The sequence below is a fragment of the Paraburkholderia hospita genome (assembly GCF_002902965.1).
Taxonomy (GTDB): Bacteria; Pseudomonadota; Gammaproteobacteria; order Burkholderiales; family Burkholderiaceae; genus Paraburkholderia; species Paraburkholderia hospita.
Genome location: NZ_CP026105.1, coordinates 2,356,302 through 2,376,931 on the forward strand (window position 1 = coordinate 2,356,302; position 20,630 = coordinate 2,376,931).

Genomic DNA, 20,630 nt, shown 5'->3' on the forward strand with positions numbered 1-20,630 from the left:
CCCGTTAGCGCGCGTCTTCTTCGAGCGCGCGCCGCAACGAAAGCGCGATGCCGCGTGCCGCGAGCGTCACTTCATCGAGCGAAGGGAACGACGGCGCGATGCGCAGGTGCCGGTCTTCGTCGTCGCGTCCATACGGATACGCGGCGCCCGCCGGCGTCAGCACGAGACCGGCCTCGGCCGCGAGCGCGACCGTGCTTTTCGCATAACCCTTCGGCACGTACAGGCTGATGAAATACCCGCCTTCGGGACGATTCCACGACACGCCGGGAATATCGGCGAGCAGCGCTTCGAATGTCGAGACCACGGCGTCGAACTTCGGCCGCAGCAGCGCGCGATGTTTCGCCATCAGGCGTTCAAGCCCTTCGCGGTCGCGCAGAAAGCGCACGTGCCGCAACTGGTTCAGCTTGTCCGGGCCGATCGTGCGCACGCTCATATGCTTTTGCCACCAGCCGATATTGCGCTGCGACGCCGCGAGAAACGCGATGCCGCCGCCCGCCACCGTGACCTTCGACAGCGACGCGAACACCAGCGCGCGGTCCGCATGCCCCGCCCGTTCGCACAGTTCGACGATGTTGGGCGTGCTACGCGGCGTGTCCGTCAGATGATGGAAACGGTACGCGTCGTCCCAGAACAGCCGGAAGTCGCTCGCGGCAGCGGGCAGCGCGGCGAGTCGGTCGACCGTTTCGCGCGACCAGACCGCGCCGCTCGGGTTGCTGTAGAGCGGCATGCACCAGATGCCTTTGATCGAAGCGTCGCTTTTCACATGCGCTTCCACGGCGTCCATGTCGGGGCCGTCCTGAGTCATCGGCACGGGAATCATGCGGATGCCGAGCGCCTCGCAAATCGCGAAATGCCGGTCGTACCCGGGCACCGGGCACAGGAACGCCACTTCACCCTGCTTGCTCCACGGCGCGTGCCCCGGCATGCCGTGCAGCATCGCGAACGCGAGCGCATCGTGCATCAGTTCGAGGCTCGAATTGCCCGCCGCGACCACCTGCGCCGTATCGACATCCAGCAGTTGCGCACCGAACTCGCGCGCCTCGGGCAAGCCCAGCAAATGCCCGTAGTTGCGGCAGTCGATGCCGTCGCGCGACACGAAGCCGGCTGTGCCCGCTTCGTCGAGCAGCGCGCGCGACAGGTCGAGTTGCTCAGGCGACGGCTTGCCTCGCGACATGTCGAGCCGCATCGCAAGCTGCCGGAATTCGTCGTAAGTGGAAGGCGTCGCCATGATGTCCCCGAATGAGCGCGCTCGCATCAGGTATCGAGCGCAGTGTATGAAGCCAGTATGCCGCCGCCCCTGAGTTCAGACAAACGCGTTATATTGAACATTTCGATCAATATTTCTGATACGTACTTCAAGGGGATGCAAGCGGATGAAAGCCCTCGATCTCGACGTGCTCGCGATGTTCGTCGCCATCGCCGACACCGGCAGCTTCGTGCGCGGCGCGGCGCTCGTGCATCGTTCGCAGTCCGCGCTGAGCATGCAGATCCGTTCGCTCGAAACCGCGCTCGGTAAGCCGCTGTTCGTGCGCGGCCCGCGCAGCGTGACGCTCACGCAGGACGGCCAGGTCATGCTCAGCTACGCGCGCCGCATGCTTGCGCTGCGTGATGAAGCGTGGGCATCCGTCGTGCATCCCGACGTGAAAGGCCGCGTCGCGATCGGTGTACCGGACGATTACGCGTCGTCGCTGCTGCCGTCCGTGCTGCGCAACTTCTCGGCGACCTATCCAAAGGTCGAAATCCAGGTGGTCGGCCTGCCGAGCAACGCGCTCGAGCCGCTGCTGAAGGACAACAAGATCGACCTCGCATGCGTGACGCGCGTGAAGGGCTTTGCGGGCGAGTTCATTCGGCTCGAACCGATGGTGTGGGCAGGCACATCCACGGCGGGACGCGAAGTGTGGAAGGAGCGCCCGCTGCCTATCGCGCTGTTCGGCGTGGGCAGCGTCGCGCGCTCGAATGCGATTCAGACGCTGGAGCGCGCGAAGATCACCTATCGCACGTCGTATGAAAGCCCGAGTCTGATGGGCCTGTTCAGCATGGTCGACGCGGGCCTCGCGGTCGCGCCGCTCGCGCGCTGCGCGGTGCCCGAGCGCTTCGTCACGCTCGGCCGCCAGCACGGGCTGCCGAAGCTGCCGGAGCTGGAGATCATCCTTGCGCGCAGCGCGCGCTCGAACCGGCCGCCGTGCGACTATCTGGCCGAGCAGATCCTCAGCGAACTGCGCGACTGAACGAGGCAGCGCGCAGACGAGCGCTTCACATCGCCGCGATCAGGCGTTGCCGCGCCGCGCGATAAGCGCCGCTGTGAACGCCCGAATTCCGCGCCGCGTCGAGCAGGCCGTCGCGAGCCTGTGCGCTGGGGCCGTCGTCGGGAAACCATGTGTCGATGTCGGCCTGCGAGCCATGCTGCCCGGCAGCGCTCCGCGTACGCAGATGCGCGTCAGCGAGCATGCGCTCTTCCCACACCATCAAATGCGCGAGCCGCGCGCAGCGGCTCGCGCGCGCTGTGAACTGCGGCTCGAAACGCGTCTGCGCAATCCAATCGGGGAGTTGCTCGCCCGGCATCGGACGCGCAATCCCGTAGCCCTGCGCGAGATCGACACCGAAGATCCGCAGCGCGTCGAGCAGCGCCGGATCCTCGACGCCCTCGACTACCACCGCCTTGCCGAGCGCCTGCCCAAGCCGCGTCAGATGATGGATGAACGGCAGCACGTCGGCGGCGTCATGATCCTGCAGATCCGCGATGCTACGGTCGATCTTCACGCAATCGAACGGTAACTCGCGCAGCCGGCTCAAGCTGCTATGCCCCGTGCCCAGATCGTCCTGCGCGAAGTCGACGCCGAGCGTCTTGTAACCCGCGATCTGCTTATCGAGCGCGACGCCCTGCGGCAGCGCGCCGGACTCCAGGATTTCGAGCGTCAGCTCGCCCGCCTCGCAGCCGAATTCATCGAACGCGGTGCGCGTCGCGTCGAAGTAGCGCGAATCGCAGAGCGCGGCTGGCGGCAGATTGACCGACACGACGACATCGATGCCCACGCGCCGCCATGCGTTGCGCTGCGTCAGCACCTGCGCGAGGCCGCGCATATACAGCACGAGATGGTCGTCGCTGCCCAGCGACGGGAGAAACTGGCCTGGCGCGATCAGCACGTCGCCGTCGCGCAGCCGCGCGAGCGCTTCGACCTTCGTCACGCGGCCGGCGCGCAGGTCGAGCAGCGGCTGATAGTGCATGCACAACGCGTCCTCGCGCAACATATCGGCCCAGCGCCGATGCACGGGGCGCGGCGCCGCACCGGATTCGGTTGAAATGGATCTGCTCATAAATGGTCTGGCCGAATGTTGGGGAAGCGTTTGTGCAAGTCGCCACATGTGTAGCGTGGATCGACAAGGTGAACACATTGATACGGAATACCAGGCAATCATGGATACATACCGTGCCGTGAATGCGCTAGCTCGAAGACGCTGACCAATATCAATGCCTTCGGCGGACACAGTGCCGACAATCTCTTCATCGGCTAGCTCATAGTCGACGGGGCGAGCGCATAACACTCTACGGTGCGCGACGTCTCTTCGGGCTCCGCAGTTCCCCGGCTGCGGGGCCCTTTTTTCGACGGCTAGCAACGTGCGCTGCGTGCGGAGCCAGCCCGCCAGCACACTAGCGGAGCGCGTCGTTAAAGTGACCGACTTCGGCGGCAATCGTCGAGTGATAACACTCGGGCAAGTCGCTCGTGCGCGGTTCGTTCAACACCCTCCTGATGCGTGCGTCGAACGCGGCCCTGACCTCGGCTCGCGTCGCCGGCATCAAACTACCGAGAATCGCCTCCAGCAACTCACCGGCCACGATCAGCCGCGCGCCATACTGGATCAGCGCATCGCTTTGCAGCGACGAAAGCTGCGTGAGCAGATCGACAGACGAGCCGGCGCTCTTGCCGTTGTCGCCACAGGCGGCACGATGAGTGGAAGATGCTTGCATCGATGTTTCCCTGACGTTCAAAACGACTCCCAATCGCCATCGGCAGATACGGTCTCTCTTGCCGCTACGGGCTTCGCGGCGGGCTCGACGCGGCGCACAGCCTGGGCATGCTTCGCGGCGGCGACGGGCGCGCGTACGGCGCGCGGCAGCAACACGGCAGGTGCGGCGCTGGGCGCATCGGCGAGCCTGAAGACGCTGATCGCGCCCGTCATCTGCATGGCCTGCTCTTCGAGCGCCTGCGCTGCCGCCGCCGACTGCTCGACGAGCGCCGCGTTCTGCTGTGTGACCGTGTCGATCTGGCTAATCGCCTGGCTCATCTGCTCGATGCCCTGGCTCTGCTCTTCCGACGCCGCCGAAATCTCGCCGACGATATCGGACACCTGCTTGATCGCACGCATCACCTGGCCCATCGTCGAGCCGACTTCTTCCGCCTGGCGCGAGCCGTCCTTAACGAGCGTGGTCGACGATTCGATCAGGTCCTTGATCTCCTTCGCGGCCGACGACGAACGTTGCGCGAGCGAGCGCACTTCACCCGCGACGACGGCGAAGCCGCGCCCCTGCTCGCCCGCACGTGCCGCTTCGACGGCCGCGTTCAGTGCGAGGATGTTGGTCTGGAACGCAATGCCTTCGATCAGCGTCGTGATATCGGCGATCTTCGCGGAGCTCTCGCTGATGTTGCCGATCGTACGCATCATCGCCTGCACCGCGTCGTTGCTCGCATCGGCCATCGAGCGTGCGTTGGCCGACAGCGAATTGGCCTGGCGCGCGTTGTCGGCGTTCTGCTTCACCGTTTCGGCCAGCTCCGTCATCGTCGCGGCCGTCTCTTCGACGGATGCCGCCTGCTCTTCCGTGCGCGACGACAGCTCCATGTTGCCCGCCGCGATCTCGCGCGAGGCTACCGTCACCGAGTCGCTCGACGTCTTGATGCGGCGCACGGTGTCCGCAAGCTGGCCGCTCATGCGCCTCATGGCGTCGAGCAACGAGCCGAACTCGCCTTTCACGTCGACGGCGATCGGACGGTCCAGACGGCCGTCCGCGATGTCGTTGGCGAGGTCGACCGAGCGGTTCAACGGGCGCGTGATCGCCTTCGACAGATACACCGTCGCGCCGAGACACACGAGCGCGCTCGACGCCAGCATGCCGAGCGCGATCCAGAACATCTGCTTCGACGAGCGATCGCTATCGCTCGCGAAGTCTCTGGCCTGAGCCTGGTTCACGTCCATGTCCTGCTGGATTAGCGCATTAAGCGCCTCGGCCACGCGCACCACCGTATTGCGCTGGAACTCGATAGCGCCCGTCACATCGCCCTGCTCGATCTGCGCGACCTCCTGATCGATCATTGACTTGAACGTGCTGGCCTGAGCGTGAATCTTGTCGGCGATCGCCTGCTCATCGGCGCTGCTGATGCCGCCCGAATAGTATTGCGCCCAGCACGAATCCATTGCTGCCTGCAGTTCGCGTACGCGCCGCAGGTTTTCCTTGTCCTGCGTCACGAGCGTCTGCCACAGCAGACGGCGGATTTCGATCTCGTGGATGCGAAACATGGCGAGCTGCGTGACGGGCACCAGGTTGCCCGTGTAGGCGGTCTGCATGTTGTCGCTCATCGTTTTGACAGCACGCATGCCATACAGCGCATTGCCAACCAGTAACACGGTACACACGGCAAAGGCCGCGATGATCCTGAAGCGGATCGTTTGAAAAAACTGAGTCATTCCATTCTGCCGGATGATGGCGCTCGGGCGGCTCACCTGCCGCGCCTCGCGATTGAAGAAGAAGACGGCTCGCGCGCGCATCGCGCTGCCATCGCGGAACGCGTCTTCGTCAGGTCGCGTTCTCGTGTCGATCGAGCCGCAACGAACGACATGCGTCATTCGGGGCTACTGTCCACTGCGATCGTAAGGTTGGCCGGGCATGCGGGCAATGATGGATATCAATAACGAGATAAGCGGAAAATCGTGGCGTTACTCAGGATGTCTATTTATTATTCCGGCGCGTTATTCACTCGGTAATTTGTAGGCAAAAGAGCGGCGAATCGACGTGCTAGCGCCGTTCAGCAAGCACGTCTTCTACGTCATCTATGGATCAGGTTGCCTGTTGTGACACCTGGTTGATCGAAGAATTCGCCCGTCGCGATATCGAGGTCCGCGACATCGTGCCGCACCAGGCAAGATCGAACGGGCGTCACGGCAATCCGTCGCCACGTGCAACACGCCCGTTGGAAACACTCATGTCATCCATTCCCTACACGACAGTAGCCCGCCCTACGCGCGATTCAACCGAACACCCATTTTATTTTGAGACAGCGCGGGCAATACTCTCGGTCGGGAATTTGACGTAAGCGCTACAGATACATCGCAGGTTGCATTGCGACGCCAACCCGTCTGCATCACACCCGCTGACCGTAGCCACGTCGCCCTGCCTGCGAGGAAATCATGAACGCTGACGAAGTTTTTTCGGAGATACGCGAAGTCAATCTGGCGTATCTGATGCTGGCTCAACGCCTCGCGCGCAGGAATCCCGTCGAGGCCCAAGTCCGTCTTGGCATGTCGGCGGAACTCACCGCGATCATCGGCGGGCTTTCTGCCGCGCAGATCGTGCGGCTCGCCGATTCGGACGTGCTGCTGTGCGGCGTCGGTCTGCAGGAGCCGTCCATGCTGAGCGCACTCAACGACACCTTGAGCCGGCACGACATGCAGACGATGCACGCCGCGATGCTGCTCGCTCAATTGCCTGCGAGGACCCTGTGATGACCGCGCTTGCTTCGCTAAAGGCCGTCGTCGCGCGTACGGACCCGGGACAACGGCGCCTGCTCGACGACGTCAACGAGACGCTGCTTGCCATCGAACTGTTCGAACTCGGCGCGCGGTTGCAGGTCACGCAAGCCGAAACCACGCTGTCGCGTGACCGCCTGATTCGTCTCTATAAGGAATTGCACCGCGAATCGCCGCCCAAGGGCATGTTGCCGTTTTCCGAGGACTGGTACGTGACGTGGATGCCGAACATCCACGCTTCGCTGTTCCATGCGTTGTACCGGTCCGTCTCCGCGCAGCGTGACATCAGGCGGATCGCGGCGATCATCGCGGCATACCGCCTCTATCTCGAACACGTCCCGCGCGGCACGGAGCCCGTGGTGAGCTTTACCCGTGCGTGGACGCTCGTGAAATTTGTCGAGCACGACATGCTGCATCTGAGAACGTGCGGTTGCTGCAAGGGAAACTTCCTCGTTCTCGCCTACGAGCTGGAACTCGGCTACGTCTGCGGGCTATGCAAGCCACCTTCGCGGGCGGGAAAGACAGGCCGCCCCGCCAAAGCCGGATAACGGCCCTCGCCCCGCATGGCGGGATGCGCCCCGCGCGCAGACACAGACGGCGCACCGGGCATGCTTTTAGTCACTGGAGATTCGAAAGTTGGACCACAACGAAACGCTTAGGGAAATACGGGAGGTCAATCTGTCATTTCTCTCTCTCGCGCAGCGGCTTGCACGCATCGATAGCTCGAAGGCTATGCGTCTGCTCAGAGTCGGTGAGGAATCGATGAATGAAATTGCAAGCTTGCCGCCCGAGCAGATCGCGAAGCTCGCCGCCACGAACATGCTGTTCTGCCGCTTCGCGCTCGACGACTGCGCGCTGCTCGCGTCGCTCGTTCACGGCGTTCAGCGCGGTGTCGAGCGGCAGGCGACGGAGCCGCTCGCGGCGTAACCGCCATCCGGATCGTCATCATCCTGATGTGGTTGTGCGCCGCGCTTCGAGGCTGCATGACCCCGATACGAACCTGCCGCGCAACGACCAGGCATTCGCGGAGACTTCCAGATTTGAGAACGTCGTTTCCAGCCGCATGTATTGATAGTTATCCTATTCGACATATCATTGTGTGCAAGCATTCGCGAGGATCATCCGACGCAGCGCGCATGCGATGGTCACGCCGTGGCACAGGATTACACGCATGATGCGCCCGCTCCCATGCGAGCGTCGCGCTCGCAGCCCGGCGCGAGAAAGCAGCACAACCCACGGCGCATCGCCCGCTCACAAACGCGCCCATTGACGGCAACACCAGCAGACTACAACGCCGCATCACTCACGTACGCGGCCATGGCGCGGACAGGCGCGCAGAAACGACGCGGCAGCAGGAATCCGGGCGCGCCACGCCGCAACCCGACGATCTGAACCACGACATGAATACTGTTGCCTCGCCAACCAGTCAAAGCCTTCGCACGGCATTGACGATGCTCGCCACCTTCATGGCGGGCGTGCTCGCGGCCTCGTTTACAGCCTGTCTCACGCTGCGATGGACGACGACCGTCGCAGGCGCAACCGTGCTCGCGATCCTGGTTGCGTGCATCGTGTGGTCGCATCGCGAGGAGCGGCGCAATCGCCTCGCCCGCGCACAATCGCACGAGAACGACTTGCACGGCGCAACATCGATGCAAACCTTCGACGAAGCGCGCCTGACAGCCATCATCCGTTCGTCGCGCGAAGCAATCGTGACGATCGACGCATTGCAGCGCATCGTCCTGATGAACCCGATGGCGGAGGAACTGCTCGGCTGCGATGCGGCGAAGATCATAGGCGGTCCGCTCTCGCGCTTCATCCCCGAACGGTTTCGCATCACGCATGCGAAGCACGTCGAGCATTTCGGCGCGACGAGCGGGTCCGACCGGCGCATGGGCAGCCAGCGCGTGCTGTATGCGTTACGCACCGATGGTCGCGAGTTCCCGATCGAGGCGTCCATTTCGCAAAGCCAGTATGGCAACGAGAAGCTCTACACCGTGATGCTGCGCGACATCACCGAGCGCATGCGCGCCGAAGAAGCGCTCAGGCAGTCGCGCGAGGACCTGCGCGAGCTGTCGGCGAACCTTCAACGTGTGCGCGAGGAAGAGAAGGCGCACATCGCGCGCGAGTTGCACGACGATCTCGGGCAATCGCTGACTGCGCTGAAAATGGACCTGTCGGTGATCGGGCATGCGCTGGAAAGCGAGGGGATCGACAACGCCTACGTGCACGAGCGGCTGCACGCGATGGCGCGCGTGATCGACGCGACGGTTGCGTCCGTGCGGCGGATCGCGGCAAACCAGCGGCCCGCGATGCTCGACGATCTCGGCCTCGTCGCGGCGATCGACTGGCTCGCCGACGATTTCTCCCAACGCTACGGCATCCGCGTCGCACGCCGGCTCGAGGTTGGAGCGGCGGCGTTTTCGCACGGCGCGGCGACGGCGATTTTCCGCATCGTCCAGGAAGCGCTGACGAATGTCGCGAAACATGCACAAGCGTCGCTCGTCACGCTCGCGATGCGGGTCAACGGCGAACATTGCACGCTCGACATCGTCGACGACGGCCGCGGCCTGCCCGCCGTCGAACACGCGCGCGATCCACGCACCGACAGGAACTTCGGGCTGCTCGGCATTCGCGAGCGGGTCCATATGCTCGGCGGCACGCTATCGACGGGCGAGCCTGGCCACGGTTTCAACCTGTCTATCACGTTCCCGCTCGACGCATTGCAATCTGAAGAGACGCAGCCATGATCCGCATTCTCATCGCCGACGACCACGCGCTGATACGCGAAGGTCTGCGCCACATCCTGAAGGGCTCACCCGAGTTCGAAGTGGCCGGCGAAGCCGCGGACGCGGCCAGCACGATCGCGCTGGTGCGCTCGACGGATGCGCACATCCTGATCCTCGACCTGTCGATGCCGGGGCGCAACGGCGTCGAAATGATCCCGCAGATCAAGGCGACCAATTCTGCCCTCCACATCCTCGTGCTGACGATGCACGGCGAGCATCAGTACGCGGTGCGCGCGTTCAAGGCGGGCGCGTCCGGCTATCTGACGAAGGAAAGCGCGAGCGGTGAACTGGTGAGCGCGTTGACGAAGATCGCGGGCGGCGGCGTTTATATGAGCCTTTCGATGGCCGAGCGCTTCGCGCGCAACCTGCACGAGCCGCTCGAGATGTTGCCGCATCAACGGCTGAGCGACCGCGAGTTCGACGTGTTCCGCCGCATCACGGCAGGCCAGACGATCGGTGAGATCGCCACGCAGTTGTGCGTCAGCACCAAGACGATCAGCACCTACAAGGCGCGCATCCTCGACAAGATGCAGATGCCGCACGGCGCGGCGCTGGTGCGCTATGCGATGCGCCACAAGCTGTTCGACGACAGCGAGGAGCCGTGAACGGGTCCGGTGTAGGCGACACCCTACACGCGCTCCGATTGACTGACCGCAGATTCATTCGCCGCCGATTCAATTTTGAGACAGCACCCAACATACTTTCAGCATTGACATTGCGTGCCGTGCTGTCCAACTGCAGCGACGCGGACGCCGTACGACACCATTTCATCGCGCGTGCATCATGGCCCGCACGCGCATTCCCGAAAAGGAGGCCACCATGCTACTCGCCGATGCATCGACGACCACGCCCTCGCCCACGTCTTCGCCGTTCACCCAGGCAACCGACTTCGTGCGCAGGTTCCAGCCAGGCGGCACGCAGCATCCCGTGCCGCGCTGTTCGCAATGTGCGATCAGCCCGCTCTGCAATCCTGGTGAACTGAACGCCGAGGAGCTCGCGCAAGTCGATTCGCTGGTTCAGGAAGTGCGCACCGTGCAGCGCGGCGCGAGCCTCTATCGCGCGAACGATCCGTTTCACAACGTCTACATTCTGCGCAGCGGCTCGTTCAAGACGGTCGTCATGCATCGCGAAGGACGCGAACAGGTGACGGGCTTTCAGATCGCCGGGGAAATGCTGGGACTCGACGGGATCGTCGGCGGGCAGCATCTGTGCGGCGCCATCGCGCTCGAGCGCAGCACCGTCTGCGTGATTCCGTTCGAGTCGCTCGAAGATCTGTGCCGCGAAATCAAGCCAATGCAGCGACATCTGCACAGGGTCATGAGCCGCGAGATCGTCCGTGAATCGAACATGATCATGCTGCTCGGCACGATGCGCGCCGAGCAGCGTGTCGCGACGTTCCTGCTGAATCTCGCCGACCGCTACGGCACGCGCGGCTACTCCGCCACGGAATTCAACATGCGCATGACGCGCAGCGAGATCGGCAGCTACCTGGGCATCACGCTCGAAACGGCGAGCCGCATGTTCTCCAGGCTGCAGCAGGAAAGGCTCGTGCAGGCGCGCGGCAAGCAGATTCGCATTCTGGACAGCGGCGCGCTCGCGCGGCTCTGACAAGCCATGCAAATCATGCGATATCGGCTGCTACGCTACGCATTCATCCCTCTTCGCCCAGCTGCACGAGCAATGCGTGCAGCCGCTCGGTGTGACGCAGCAGCATGTGCCGATGCTTGTCGATCTGTTCGAGCCGACCGGCGAGATCGGCATGAATGGGGTCATCGAGCTCGGCGGCCGACAGCACGTCTTCGACTTTGGTACGCACCGATGCGAACTCGACGGTCGGATGCGTCAGCGAGCGCTCGAAGCGCCGCACTTCCTGCACGGCGAGATCGCGCACCTTGCGGAAATACGCCTGGCGCCGGTGCAGTTCGGCCTCGGCGACTTCGTCTTCCGGACGGCGCTGCGGCTGCTGTCCGAAAATCGGCTCCGGCGGACGCAGAACCGATTTTTTGCGTGCCGGATGCGCCGTGCCGCGAAAACGCGCGAGCGGCGTTTCGTTGTCGATCGCTTCGCGCGCGTTGTCCGGCACGTCGGCGGGTTCGTGCGGCGCATCCATCCAGCCGCTGGGCAGCCCTGTCACCGATTCGACGCCGCGCACGAATTCCTCGCTGAAGTCACGCTGGCTGGCGAGCATCAGCTTTAGATACGACGCGGAGAACGTCATCATCCGCGCAAGACGCGTGACGGCGCCGACCTCCCGCGTCAGCAACGCCAGATTGGCCCGCCAGATGGGAAGCAGGGATTCGTCGGAATATTCCATCGCTGGGTCTTCCTTCATCAGTCTTGCTGCTAAGCCTGCGTTGATCGGGCCACACGCTCCGCAACGCGCATGCCCGTGCGCCGCGTCCGACAACGATAGTCGCATCGCCATGCGGCGCGCAACCGGATTCGCACGGCGGTTGCTGCACAAAGACAACACTGGCGCGCGCCGCGGCGTATGGGGGTTTCACTGACGATTGACCCCGGCGAGCGGGCGGCGTTCCGCACAGACGCGCGAGAACGGATGAATTTCGGCATGTGGATTTCGACACGCGACAAATCGTGGGAGAGGAACGAGGCGTCCGGACGGACGCCTGCGAGGTCGCTGCGCGCGAGGCCAGAAGCCCGCGCGCACGCGTCTTTCAGGCCGCCGCGACGTGCGAGAGCGCCGTCTTCACGAGCTTTTCGAGCAGCGGCTCGATTTTGCCGGCGAGCGCTTCGTCATACGCATACGGCATCTGTTCCTGCATATAGGTGATCTGCGACAGCTCGAGCTGTACCGCATGCACGTTCTGCTCTGGCTGGCCATATTGGCGCGTGATGTAGCCGCCTTTGAAGCGGCCGTTCGCGATGGCGGTATAGCCGCCATGCCCGTCGACGATCTTCGCGAGCGCTTCGGCAAGCCCTGGCGCCGCGCTTGCGCCGTTCGACGTGCCGAAGTTGAAGTCGGGCAAGCGGCCGTCGAAGAAGCGCGGCACATGCGAGCGGATCGAATGCGCTTCCCACAGCAGCACCTTGCCGTGCTGCGCCTTCAGCGCCGCCAGCTCGCCCTGCAACGCTTCGTGATACGGCTTCCAGTACAAGTCGCGGCGTCGCGCGACTTCGGCGTCGTCGGGCAAGTGGCCGTCGCGATAGAGCGGCTCCTTGTCGAACGTATCGACGGGCAGCAGGCCTGTCGTGTCCTGACCCGGATAGAGGTTGGCGCCATCGGGCGGACGGTTCAGATCGATCACGTAACGCGCATACGTCGGCGTCAGAATCGACGCGCCCATGCGCTTTGCGAACGTGTACAGGCGGTCGAGATGCCAGTCGCAATCGTCGGTGCGGGCGGCGACGGGTGTCATCTGCGCGGCGATATCGGCGGGCAGGCGCGTGCCCAGATGCGGGATTGAGATCAGGAACGGCAGGCTTCCCCGATGCAGCGAGAAGACGGGCAAGGTATCGGTGGCGGTCATGTCGTCGGTACTTCTCAAAGTTGACTCGGGTTCACTTCAGCAGTTCGGCGAGCGCCGCGCGATATTGCGCATACGCGTGCTCTTCATCGCGATGCCTGCGATTGTCGACGACTTTCGCGCCGCCCGCATACACATCGCGAATGGGTGTCTCGCCATGTTCGCAGAATACGACACCCGAAAGCCATGCGTCGTTCGCATGCTCGGCGATGCTCGCGTGGCCTGCATCGAGCACGATGAAGTCGGCCCGCGCGCCCGCGCGCAAGGCGCCCACCGTGCGACCCGTCGCGAGCGCGCCGCCTTCCAGCGACGCCGCGAACAGACGGTCCGCGACACGCGGCATATCAGCCGATGCGAGCACATTGCGCTGCCGCCTCGACAGACGTTGACCGTATTCGAGCAGCCGCAGTTCCGAACGCCAGTCGACGCCGATATGGCTGTCGCTGCCGACGCCGATGCGCCCCTTTTGCTCCAGATAGTCGTGTGCGGGAAAGATGCCGTCGCCGAGATTGGCTTCCGTCGTCAGGCACAGGCCCGCGATGGCGCCGCTTTTCGCGAGCGCAGCCGTTTCTTCGGCGTCGACATGCGTCGCATGCACGAGGCACCAGCGCGCGTCGACATCGAAGCGATCGAGCAGCCATTGCACGGGCCGCGCAGCTTCCGTTGCGACGCACGCGTCCACTTCCGCCGTTTGCTCGGCAATATGGATGTGCACGGGCGCGCCGGGTGACATTGCATCGAGGCCATTCAGCAACTCGCGCAGCGAATCGTTCGACACCGCGCGCAACGAATGCGGCGCAACGCCATAGCGCAGCGCGCCATGTTCGGGACGCGCGCGGCGCAGCGTGTCGAGCAATCCGAGCAGACTGTCCGGCGTGTTGATGAAGCGGCGCTGGTCGTCGCGCGGCGGCTGCGCGCCGAAGCCCGCGTACTGATACAGCACCGGCAGCATCGTGATGCCGATGCCGCTCGTACCGGCCGCATCGACCACGCGTTGCGCGAGTTCCGCGTCGTTCGCGTAGCGCTTGCCGTCCTGCATGTGATGCACGTAATGGAATTCGCAGACGGACGTGTAGCCCGCCTTCAGCATCTCGATGTAAAGCCATTGTGCGATCGACGCGAGCCCTTCCGGCGTGATACGCGCGGCGAAGCGATACATCAGGTCGCGCCAGCTCCAGAAATTATCCGTAGCGTTTGCGCGATATTCGGTGAGGCCCGCCATCGCGCGCTGGAACGCGTGCGAATGTAGGTTCGGCATGCCGGGCAACACAGGACCGCTGGCTTTGGCGACGCCCGCGGGCGCTTGCGCATCGGGTGTCACCGAGACGAGCGCGCCTTGCGCGTCCCATTGCAACAGCACGTCGCGCCGCCAGCCTTCGGGCAGATACGCGTGATCGGCGAAAAGCGATTGAGTGGCTTGAGTCATGTTCGATCCCATTCTCGCGTCGCGCTCAGCGCGTCCGACGCGTATAGACGGTGTCGCCGCCGCGCACGACGCGCTCGCACAGCGGGCGTCCAATCCAGTAAGCAAGTTCCGCGAGCGACTGCACCGACCACACCGCGAAATCGGCGTTGCGTCCGACAGCGAGCGCGCCATGCGTATCCGCCTTGCCGAGCGCCTGCGCCGCGTGGCGGGTCACGCCTTGCAGCACTTCGGGCACGGTCATGCGGAACAGCGTCGTCGCCATGTTCATCATCAGCGGCAGCGAGGTCGAAGGCGATGTGCCCGGATTGCTGTCCGTCGAAATCGCGATGGGCACTTCATAACGGCGCAACAGTTCCAGCGGCGGCAATTGCGTTTCGCGGATGAAGTAGAACGCGCCCGGGAGCAGAACGGCTACCGTGCCCGCTTCCTTCATTGCGGCGACGCCCGCTTCGTCGAGAAACTCCAGGTGATCCGCCGACAATGCGCGATGCCGCGCCGCTAACGCCGTGCCGCCGCCGTTCGACAACTGCTCCGCGTGCATCTTGACGGGCAGTCCGCGACGCGCAGCGGCATTGAACACGCGCTCGCTCTGTTCGAGCGAAAAGCCGATGCGCTCGCAAAACACATCGACGGCATCGACGAGTCCTTCGTCGGCCAGTGCAGGCAACATGCGCTCGCAGACTTCGTCGATGTAATCATCGGCGCGTCCCGCGAATTCCGGCGGCAACGCATGCGCGCCGAGAAACGTCGTGTAGACCGTCACGGGATAACGCTCGCCGAGTTGCCGCGCGACGCGCAGCATCTTGCGCTCGCTTGGCAGATCGAGCCCGTAGCCGGATTTGATTTCGATGGCCGTGACACCTTCGGCGAGCATCGGTTCGAGGCGCGCGGCCGACTGCGCGAACAGCGACGCTTCATCGGCGGCACGCGTGGCGCGCACCGTCGAGACGATGCCGCCACCCTGCTTCGCGATTGCTTCGTAGCTGACGCCCGCGAGCCGCTGCGCGAATTCGTCGGCGCGCTGGCCGCCGTACACGAGATGCGTATGGCAATCGACGAGACCGGGCGTGACCCATGCGCCGCCCAGGTCTTCGCGCGGCCACGCAGCGTATTGCGCGGGCAACTCATGCGACGAACCGAGCCACGCGATGCGGCCGTTTTCGACGGCGATCGCGGCGTCGTCGATCGTTTGATTGGGATCGCCCTGCGGACAGAGCTTCAGATGGTTCCAGACGGTTTGCTTCATGGCAGGGCTGTCTGTGATGTGGGCAAGCGCTCAGGCTTGCGATGTGTCGGTGTAGCGGATGCTGACGGCGAGCAACGCGCCCTTCCCTTTGACTTCGCATGACAGCGCGCGGGCGTTGTCGATGCGCAAAGTGTCGGTGGCTACGAGCGTCGTTGTATCAGGAGCGTCACCCGTCGTGACGTGCAGCTCGCCTTGCGCGCAGAACAGCAGCACGACATCGGCATTGAGTTGCGCGCGCGTTTGGTCGCGCCAGATTGCGACGTCGCCCGTTGCCGCGCCACGCCGCACCATCAGGTTGAAGTCGCGCGTCGCGCCGTCGACTAGACGCGCGTCGATGGCCGTTTCGCCTTCGAAGCGCGCGATGTCGAGCGGCTCGCGCAGTGCGTGCGTCACCCCATTCGCTTCGTCGAGCAGCATGCCCGCGCCGGACAGCAACACGAGCGTCCGGTCGATTCCCGCGAAGCGCGAGAACGGACCGGCTTGCGCGACGTCGGCCACGCTCACGCGCCACACGAACGCGTCGAGCGCCGCGCCCTCGGGGAACGCGGCGACCTCGCGCGTGACGCCGCCGCCGTTTTTCCACGGCGACGCCACGAGGTCCGCGCCGCGAATCAGCGACACGCTTGCAGACGATGGCGTCGCGGACACGATCAGCGGCCCAGCATCGGCAGGTTGAGACCGGCTTCGCGAGCCGTCGACTGCGCGAGTTCGTAACCGGCGTCCGCGTGACGCATCACGCCCGTTGCCGGATCGTTGAACAGCACACGGCCGAGACGTTCGCGCGCTTCATCCGTGCCGTCGGCGACGATCACGACGCCCGAGTGCTGGCTAAAGCCCATGCCGACACCGCCGCCATGATGCAGCGACACCCACGATGCGCCGCCTGCCGTGTTCAGCAGTGCGTTGAGCAGCGGCCAGTCGCTGACGGCATCCGAGCCGTCTTTCATCGATTCCGTTTCGCGGTTCGGGCTCGCGACGGAACCCGTATCCAGGTGATCGCGGCCGATCACGATCGGCGCCTTCAGTTCGCCATTCTTGACCATTTCGTTGAACGCCTGGCCCAGACGATAGCGATCCTTCACGCCAACCCAGCAGATACGCGCCGGCAAGCCCTGGAACGCGATGCGCTCGCGCGCCATGTCCAGCCAGTTGTGCAGGTGCGGATCGTCGGGAATCAGTTCCTTGACCTTCGCATCCGTCTTGTAGATGTCTTCCGGATCTCCGGACAGCGCGACCCAGCGGAACGGACCCTTGCCTTCGCAGAACAACGGACGGATGTACGCGGGCACGAAGCCGGGGAAATCGAACGCGTTCTTCACGCCCATTTCCAGCGCCATCTGACGGATGTTGTTGCCGTAGTCGAGGGTCGCCGCGCCGCGTTCCTGCAGCGTCAGCATTGCTTGCACCTGCTTGGCCATCGACTGCTTGGCGGGCGTCACGATGCTTTGCGGGTCCGTCTTCATGCGTTCGCGCCAGTCTTCGATCTTCCAGCCTTGCGGCAGATAGCCGTGGATCGGGTCGTGCGCGCTGGTCTGATCGGTCACGCAGTCCGGCGTGATGTTGCGCTTCACGAGTTCGGCGAACACATCGGCGGCATTGCCGAGCAGACCGATCGATACGGGCGTGCCCGTCTTCTTCGCTTCTTCGATCATCGCGAGCGCTTCGTCGAGTGTCATCGCCTTCTTGTCGACGTAACGCGTCTTCAGGCGGAAGTCGATGCGCGATTCATCGCATTCGACGGCGATCATCGAGAAGCCCGCCATCGTCGCCGCGAGCGGCTGCGCGCCGCCCATGCCGCCGAGGCCACCTGTCAGGATCCAGCGGCCCTTCGGATCGCCATTGAAGTGCTGGTTCGCCACCGAGAAGAACGTCTCGTACGTGCCCTGCACGATGCCCTGGCTGCCGATGTAGATCCAGCTGCCCGCCGTCATCTGGCCGTACATCATCAGGCCCTTGCGGTCGAGTTCGTGGAAATGATCCCAGTTCGCCCAGTGCGGCACGAGGTTCGAATTCGCGAGCAGCACGCGCGGTGCGTCGGCATGCGTGCGGAATACGCCAACAGGCTTGCCCGATTGAATCAGCAGCGTCTCGTTCTCTTCGAGGTCCTTCAGCGACGTGAGGATCTGATCGAAGCAATCCCAGTTACGCGCCGCGCGCCCGATGCCGCCGTACACGACGAGCGCATGCGGATGCTCGGCCACTTCCGGGTCCAGATTGTTCTGGATCATCCGGTACGCGGCTTCCGCGATCCAGGTCTTGCAGGTTTTCTCGCTGCCGCGCGGTGCGCGGATCGTGCGGGACGGGTCGAGACGCGGGTCGATGTGTTTCGGGTTGTTCATGATGCCCTCGGAAGCGCTGATAACTCGGTAACGGAGTCGAAGATTGAACGGAAACTAGAATTTAAAAGTGGCCGGTGAACCGGTAGCGGTTGCCCGGATGCCATAGGTTGGCCACCGAAGCGACCACACCCTGCGACCACGTGCGCCGGTGCAGCACGAGGCAAGGTTCGGCGTCGTCCATCGTCAGATGCCGACGGGTGTCGGCATCCGGCGCGGAGGCTTCGATGCGGTACTCGACGCGCTGCAGCGGCGCGACGCGCACGAGATACTGGTTAGGCGTCGTGTTCGTGAAGTCCTGCAACGCGTATTCGGGGGCGACGGCCGGGTTCACCCAGCGCTCTTCGAGCTGGACGGCCTCGTCGTTCTCGAGGTGCAGCACGCGCGAATGAAAAATCGGGTTGCCCGCACTCACCTGCATTTCGCCAGCGAGTTCGTCGTCGGCGATCGCGGCGCCGACGTGCAGCACCTTCGCGTGATAACGATGGCCGCGCGCGACGATTTCGTCGGAGATGCTGCGGATCGCCACCAGCGTCGACTCGTACTTCGGCCGCGCGACGAACGTGCCCGATCCCTGAACGCGCGTAAGCACCTGATCGGCCGTCAATTCACGCAACGCGCGGTTGACCGTCATGCGTGCGACGTTGAATTCGCGCGCAAGCTCGTTCTCCGATGGAACCTGATGGCCTTCGCTCCATTCGCCCGCGTGAATGCGGGCGAGGATGAAGTCCTTGATTCCCTGATAAGCCGGTGCGTTCATGCCGGGCGTCTCGCTATGCAGATGAATTAGCGTTGCTCGGAGAGGAACGAGAACGGGCTGTGCGCCGCGATCGTGCCGTCTTGTACGAGCTTCGTGCACGCGGCGATGTCAGGCGCGAAGTAGTGATCGAGTTCGTAGTGCGCGACCTGCGCGCGGATCGTGTCCATCACCTTTTGCAGTGACGGGCTGGTCTTGTGCGGCGCACGCAGATCGACACCTTGCGCGGCGGCGAGCAGTTCGATCGACAGGATGTTCGCGGTGTTCTCCGCGATGTCGGCGAGCTTGCGCGCAGCGAACGTCGCCATCGAAACGTGATCTTCCTGATTGGCGGACGTGGGCAGCGAATCGACGGAAGCCGGGTGAGCCAGCGTCTTGTTCTCCGATGCGAGCGCGGCAGCCGTGACGTGCGCGATCATGAAGCCCGAATTCACGCCACCATCTCTAACGAGGAACGGCGGCAGGCCCGACAGCGTCGCGTCGATCAGCAGCGCGATGCGGCGTTCGGCAAGCGCGCCGATTTCCGCTACGGCGAGCGCGAGGTTATCGGCGGCGAACGCGACGGGTTCAGCGTGGAAGTTGCCGCCCGAGAGGACTTCGCCCGTGTCCGGGAAGATCAGCGGGTTATCCGACACGGCGTTCGCTTCGACGAGCAGCACTTGCGCAGCGGCGCGCATCTGGTCGAGGCACGCGCCCATGACTTGCGGCTGGCAGCGCAGGCTGTACGGGTCTTGCACCTTGTCGCAGTCGGCGTGCGACACGTTGATTGCCGAGCCGTCGAGCAGCGTGCGATACGCAGCCGCGGCGTCGATCTGGCCTTGATGGCCGCGCAGCGCGTGAATGCGGTGATCGAACGGCTTGACGGAACCCATCGCCGCATCCACCGAGAGCGCGCCCGCCACCAGCCCCGTGCGGAACAGATCCTCGATCGCGAACATGTTGTACAGCGCGAGCGCCGTCGATGCCTGCGTGCCGTTCAGCAGCGCGAGACCTTCCTTTGCTTGCAGCGTCATCGGCTTCAGGCCGACGAGGCGCAGGCCTTCCGTCGCCGGGACGCGCTCGCCCTTCGCGAACACTTCGCCGACGCCGAGCAGCACGGCCGACATATGCGCGAGCGGCGCGAGGTCGCCCGATGCGCCGACCGAGCCCTTCACGGGAATCACGGGCAGCACGTCGGCGTTGAACAGCGTGATGAGCGCCTCCATCACTTCGCGGCGGATGCCCGAGTGACCGCGGCCGAGGCTCGACAGCTTGAGCGCGATCAACAGGCGCACGACGGGCTGCGACATCGGCGCACCGACGCCGACGGCATGCGAGAGCACCAGATTGCGCTGCAGCAGTTCGAGCTGGTCGCGCGGGATGTGCGTGCTCGCCAGACGGCCGAAGCCCGTATTGATGCCGTACGCCGGCTCGCCCTTCGCGGCGATGTCCGCGACGGCTTGAGCGCATGCGTCGATGGCGGCGAAGCTGGCGGGATCGAGTTCCAACGTAACCTGTTCGCGTGCGATCTGGCGCAGTTGGGTCAAATTCAGGGAGCCGGGTGTAAGGATCATGATGTGAGTTCCTGTCTATACAAATTTTGAGAAAGTGTAGCGGCGTCAGCTTGTATATACAACTCAAATTTTGGGGTTTGGGATAGGGAGTTTCCATTAGGCGCAGCGGGTTTGCTGGCATGGTTCTGGCAGTTTGGTCCGCCCTGTCTGGTTGCGGCGGCGAGCGTGGTTGAGGTGCGGTTTCGCCAGAGAAAGTCAGATAACTTGTATATACACGTTCAATTTTCGGGTTGGCAAGCGGACAAAAAGGGATGCGCGACGCGTTGCCTTACTGAGTGACCGGTTAGAAGTCGGACCTGAAAG

19 protein-coding genes are annotated in these 20,630 nt (G+C 64.0%); 7 read left to right on the plus strand and 12 right to left on the minus strand.

Annotation, left to right across the window (positions count from 1 at the left end; translation table 11 throughout):
• Window positions 1-4: 4 nt before the first annotated feature.
• Window positions 5-1,228: an aminotransferase class I/II-fold pyridoxal phosphate-dependent enzyme gene (locus C2L64_RS10670; RefSeq protein WP_009770441.1), complete on the minus strand. Its 1,224-nt coding sequence runs from the start codon at window positions 1,226-1,228 to the stop codon at window positions 5-7.
• Window positions 1,229-1,373: 145 nt separating this feature from the next.
• On the opposite strand from C2L64_RS10670, the gene C2L64_RS10675 reads away from it, so the two are divergent.
• Window positions 1,374-2,228 (plus strand): LysR substrate-binding domain-containing protein, encoded by an 855-nt coding sequence (locus C2L64_RS10675; RefSeq protein WP_007747019.1) that lies wholly within the window; start codon window positions 1,374-1,376, stop codon window positions 2,226-2,228.
• 25 nt (window positions 2,229-2,253) lie between these two features.
• Here C2L64_RS10675 and C2L64_RS10680 read toward each other — a convergent pair whose 3' ends face one another.
• The 3 genes from C2L64_RS10680 to C2L64_RS10690 form a co-directional block, all read right to left on the minus strand.
• Window positions 2,254-3,315 (minus strand): EAL domain-containing protein, encoded by a 1,062-nt coding sequence (locus tag C2L64_RS10680; RefSeq protein ID WP_009770442.1) that lies wholly within the window; start codon window positions 3,313-3,315, stop codon window positions 2,254-2,256.
• A 334-nt stretch (window positions 3,316-3,649) separates the two neighbouring features.
• Complete coding sequence (locus C2L64_RS10685; RefSeq protein ID WP_009770443.1) at window positions 3,650-3,967, minus strand: hypothetical protein; 318 nt, start codon at window positions 3,965-3,967, stop codon at window positions 3,650-3,652.
• Window positions 3,968-3,984: 17 nt separating this feature from the next.
• Window positions 3,985-5,838: a methyl-accepting chemotaxis protein gene (locus C2L64_RS10690; RefSeq protein WP_009770444.1), complete on the minus strand. Its 1,854-nt coding sequence runs from the start codon at window positions 5,836-5,838 to the stop codon at window positions 3,985-3,987.
• A 561-nt stretch (window positions 5,839-6,399) separates the two neighbouring features.
• On the opposite strand from C2L64_RS10690, the gene flhD reads away from it, so the two are divergent.
• The 6 genes from flhD (at window position 6,400) to fnr (ending at window position 11,132) form a co-directional block, all read left to right on the plus strand.
• Complete coding sequence (flhD, locus tag C2L64_RS10695; RefSeq protein ID WP_007747015.1) at window positions 6,400-6,714, plus strand: flagellar transcriptional regulator FlhD; 315 nt, start codon at window positions 6,400-6,402, stop codon at window positions 6,712-6,714.
• Window positions 6,714-7,286, plus strand: a complete 573-nt coding sequence (gene flhC / locus C2L64_RS10700; RefSeq protein ID WP_009770445.1) for a flagellar transcriptional regulator FlhC — start codon at window positions 6,714-6,716, stop codon at window positions 7,284-7,286. The genes flhD and flhC overlap by 1 nt, the downstream gene beginning before the upstream one ends.
• 88 nt (window positions 7,287-7,374) lie before the next feature.
• On the plus strand, window positions 7,375-7,665 hold the full coding sequence (locus C2L64_RS10705) for a flagellar transcriptional regulator FlhD (protein ID WP_009770446.1): 291 nt from the start codon (window positions 7,375-7,377) through the stop codon (window positions 7,663-7,665).
• 473 nt (window positions 7,666-8,138) lie between these two features.
• Entirely contained in the window at window positions 8,139-9,485 is a 1,347-nt protein-coding gene (locus tag C2L64_RS10715; protein WP_039902270.1) for a PAS domain-containing sensor histidine kinase, read from the plus strand.
• Window positions 9,482-10,129: a response regulator gene (locus C2L64_RS10720; protein WP_009770448.1), complete on the plus strand. Its 648-nt coding sequence runs from the start codon at window positions 9,482-9,484 to the stop codon at window positions 10,127-10,129. The genes C2L64_RS10715 and C2L64_RS10720 overlap by 4 nt, the downstream gene beginning before the upstream one ends.
• 214 nt (window positions 10,130-10,343) lie before the next feature.
• Window positions 10,344-11,132: a fumarate/nitrate reduction transcriptional regulator Fnr gene (gene fnr, locus C2L64_RS10725; RefSeq protein WP_100216115.1), complete on the plus strand. Its 789-nt coding sequence runs from the start codon at window positions 10,344-10,346 to the stop codon at window positions 11,130-11,132.
• A gap of 43 nt (window positions 11,133-11,175) precedes the next feature.
• Here the strand turns inward: fnr and C2L64_RS10730 are convergent, their stop codons facing one another.
• The 8 genes from C2L64_RS10730 to hutH form a co-directional block, all read right to left on the minus strand.
• The gene (locus tag C2L64_RS10730) at window positions 11,176-11,838 is read right to left on the minus strand and encodes a hypothetical protein (RefSeq protein WP_009770450.1); all 663 of its coding nucleotides are present in this window, start codon (window positions 11,836-11,838) and stop codon (window positions 11,176-11,178) included.
• A gap of 361 nt (window positions 11,839-12,199) precedes the next feature.
• On the minus strand, window positions 12,200-13,012 hold the full coding sequence (gene hutG, locus C2L64_RS10735; RefSeq protein ID WP_009770451.1) for an N-formylglutamate deformylase: 813 nt from the start codon (window positions 13,010-13,012) through the stop codon (window positions 12,200-12,202).
• A gap of 31 nt (window positions 13,013-13,043) precedes the next feature.
• Window positions 13,044-14,435 carry a formimidoylglutamate deiminase gene (locus C2L64_RS10740; protein ID WP_009770452.1) on the minus strand — a complete coding sequence of 464 codons (1,392 nt, stop codon included), beginning with the start codon at window positions 14,433-14,435 and terminating at the stop codon, window positions 13,044-13,046.
• Window positions 14,436-14,460: 25 nt separating this feature from the next.
• Window positions 14,461-15,681 (minus strand): imidazolonepropionase, encoded by a 1,221-nt coding sequence (hutI, locus tag C2L64_RS10745; RefSeq protein WP_007746993.1) that lies wholly within the window; start codon window positions 15,679-15,681, stop codon window positions 14,461-14,463.
• A gap of 30 nt (window positions 15,682-15,711) precedes the next feature.
• Complete coding sequence (locus C2L64_RS10750; RefSeq protein ID WP_039902275.1) at window positions 15,712-16,329, minus strand: HutD/Ves family protein; 618 nt, start codon at window positions 16,327-16,329, stop codon at window positions 15,712-15,714.
• A gap of 2 nt (window positions 16,330-16,331) precedes the next feature.
• Window positions 16,332-18,020 (minus strand): urocanate hydratase, encoded by a 1,689-nt coding sequence (hutU, locus tag C2L64_RS10755; RefSeq protein WP_009770454.1) that lies wholly within the window; start codon window positions 18,018-18,020, stop codon window positions 16,332-16,334.
• A gap of 61 nt (window positions 18,021-18,081) precedes the next feature.
• A complete protein-coding gene (gene hutC, locus C2L64_RS10760; RefSeq protein WP_009770455.1) occupies window positions 18,082-18,777 on the minus strand; it encodes a histidine utilization repressor in 696 nt (231 codons plus the stop codon).
• 26 nt (window positions 18,778-18,803) lie between these two features.
• Window positions 18,804-20,327, minus strand: a complete 1,524-nt coding sequence (hutH, locus tag C2L64_RS10765) for a histidine ammonia-lyase (RefSeq protein ID WP_009770456.1) — start codon at window positions 20,325-20,327, stop codon at window positions 18,804-18,806.
• Between the last annotated feature and the right edge of the window lie 303 nt (window positions 20,328-20,630).

Coding starts and splice junctions, on each gene's coding strand:
- C2L64_RS10670 (WP_009770441.1), bottom strand. CDS start 1,228: ATGGCGACGCCTTCCACTTACGACGAATTCCGGCAGCTTGCGATGCGG.
- C2L64_RS10675 (WP_007747019.1), top strand. CDS start 1,374: ATGAAAGCCCTCGATCTCGACGTGCTCGCGATGTTCGTCGCCATCGCC.
- C2L64_RS10680 (WP_009770442.1), bottom strand. CDS start 3,315: ATGAGCAGATCCATTTCAACCGAATCCGGTGCGGCGCCGCGCCCCGTG.
- C2L64_RS10685 (WP_009770443.1), bottom strand. CDS start 3,967: ATGCAAGCATCTTCCACTCATCGTGCCGCCTGTGGCGACAACGGCAAG.
- C2L64_RS10690 (WP_009770444.1), bottom strand. CDS start 5,838: ATGACGCATGTCGTTCGTTGCGGCTCGATCGACACGAGAACGCGACCT.
- flhD (WP_007747015.1), top strand. CDS start 6,400: ATGAACGCTGACGAAGTTTTTTCGGAGATACGCGAAGTCAATCTGGCG.
- flhC (WP_009770445.1), top strand. CDS start 6,714: ATGACCGCGCTTGCTTCGCTAAAGGCCGTCGTCGCGCGTACGGACCCG.
- C2L64_RS10715 (WP_039902270.1), top strand. CDS start 8,139: ATGAATACTGTTGCCTCGCCAACCAGTCAAAGCCTTCGCACGGCATTG.
- C2L64_RS10720 (WP_009770448.1), top strand. CDS start 9,482: ATGATCCGCATTCTCATCGCCGACGACCACGCGCTGATACGCGAAGGT.
- fnr (WP_100216115.1), top strand. CDS start 10,344: ATGCTACTCGCCGATGCATCGACGACCACGCCCTCGCCCACGTCTTCG.
- C2L64_RS10730 (WP_009770450.1), bottom strand. CDS start 11,838: ATGGAATATTCCGACGAATCCCTGCTTCCCATCTGGCGGGCCAATCTG.
- hutG (WP_009770451.1), bottom strand. CDS start 13,012: ATGACCGCCACCGATACCTTGCCCGTCTTCTCGCTGCATCGGGGAAGC.
- C2L64_RS10740 (WP_009770452.1), bottom strand. CDS start 14,435: ATGACTCAAGCCACTCAATCGCTTTTCGCCGATCACGCGTATCTGCCC.
- hutI (WP_007746993.1), bottom strand. CDS start 15,681: ATGAAGCAAACCGTCTGGAACCATCTGAAGCTCTGTCCGCAGGGCGAT.
- hutU (WP_009770454.1), bottom strand. CDS start 18,020: ATGAACAACCCGAAACACATCGACCCGCGTCTCGACCCGTCCCGCACG.
- hutC (WP_009770455.1), bottom strand. CDS start 18,777: ATGAACGCACCGGCTTATCAGGGAATCAAGGACTTCATCCTCGCCCGC.
- hutH (WP_009770456.1), bottom strand. CDS start 20,327: ATGATCCTTACACCCGGCTCCCTGAATTTGACCCAACTGCGCCAGATC.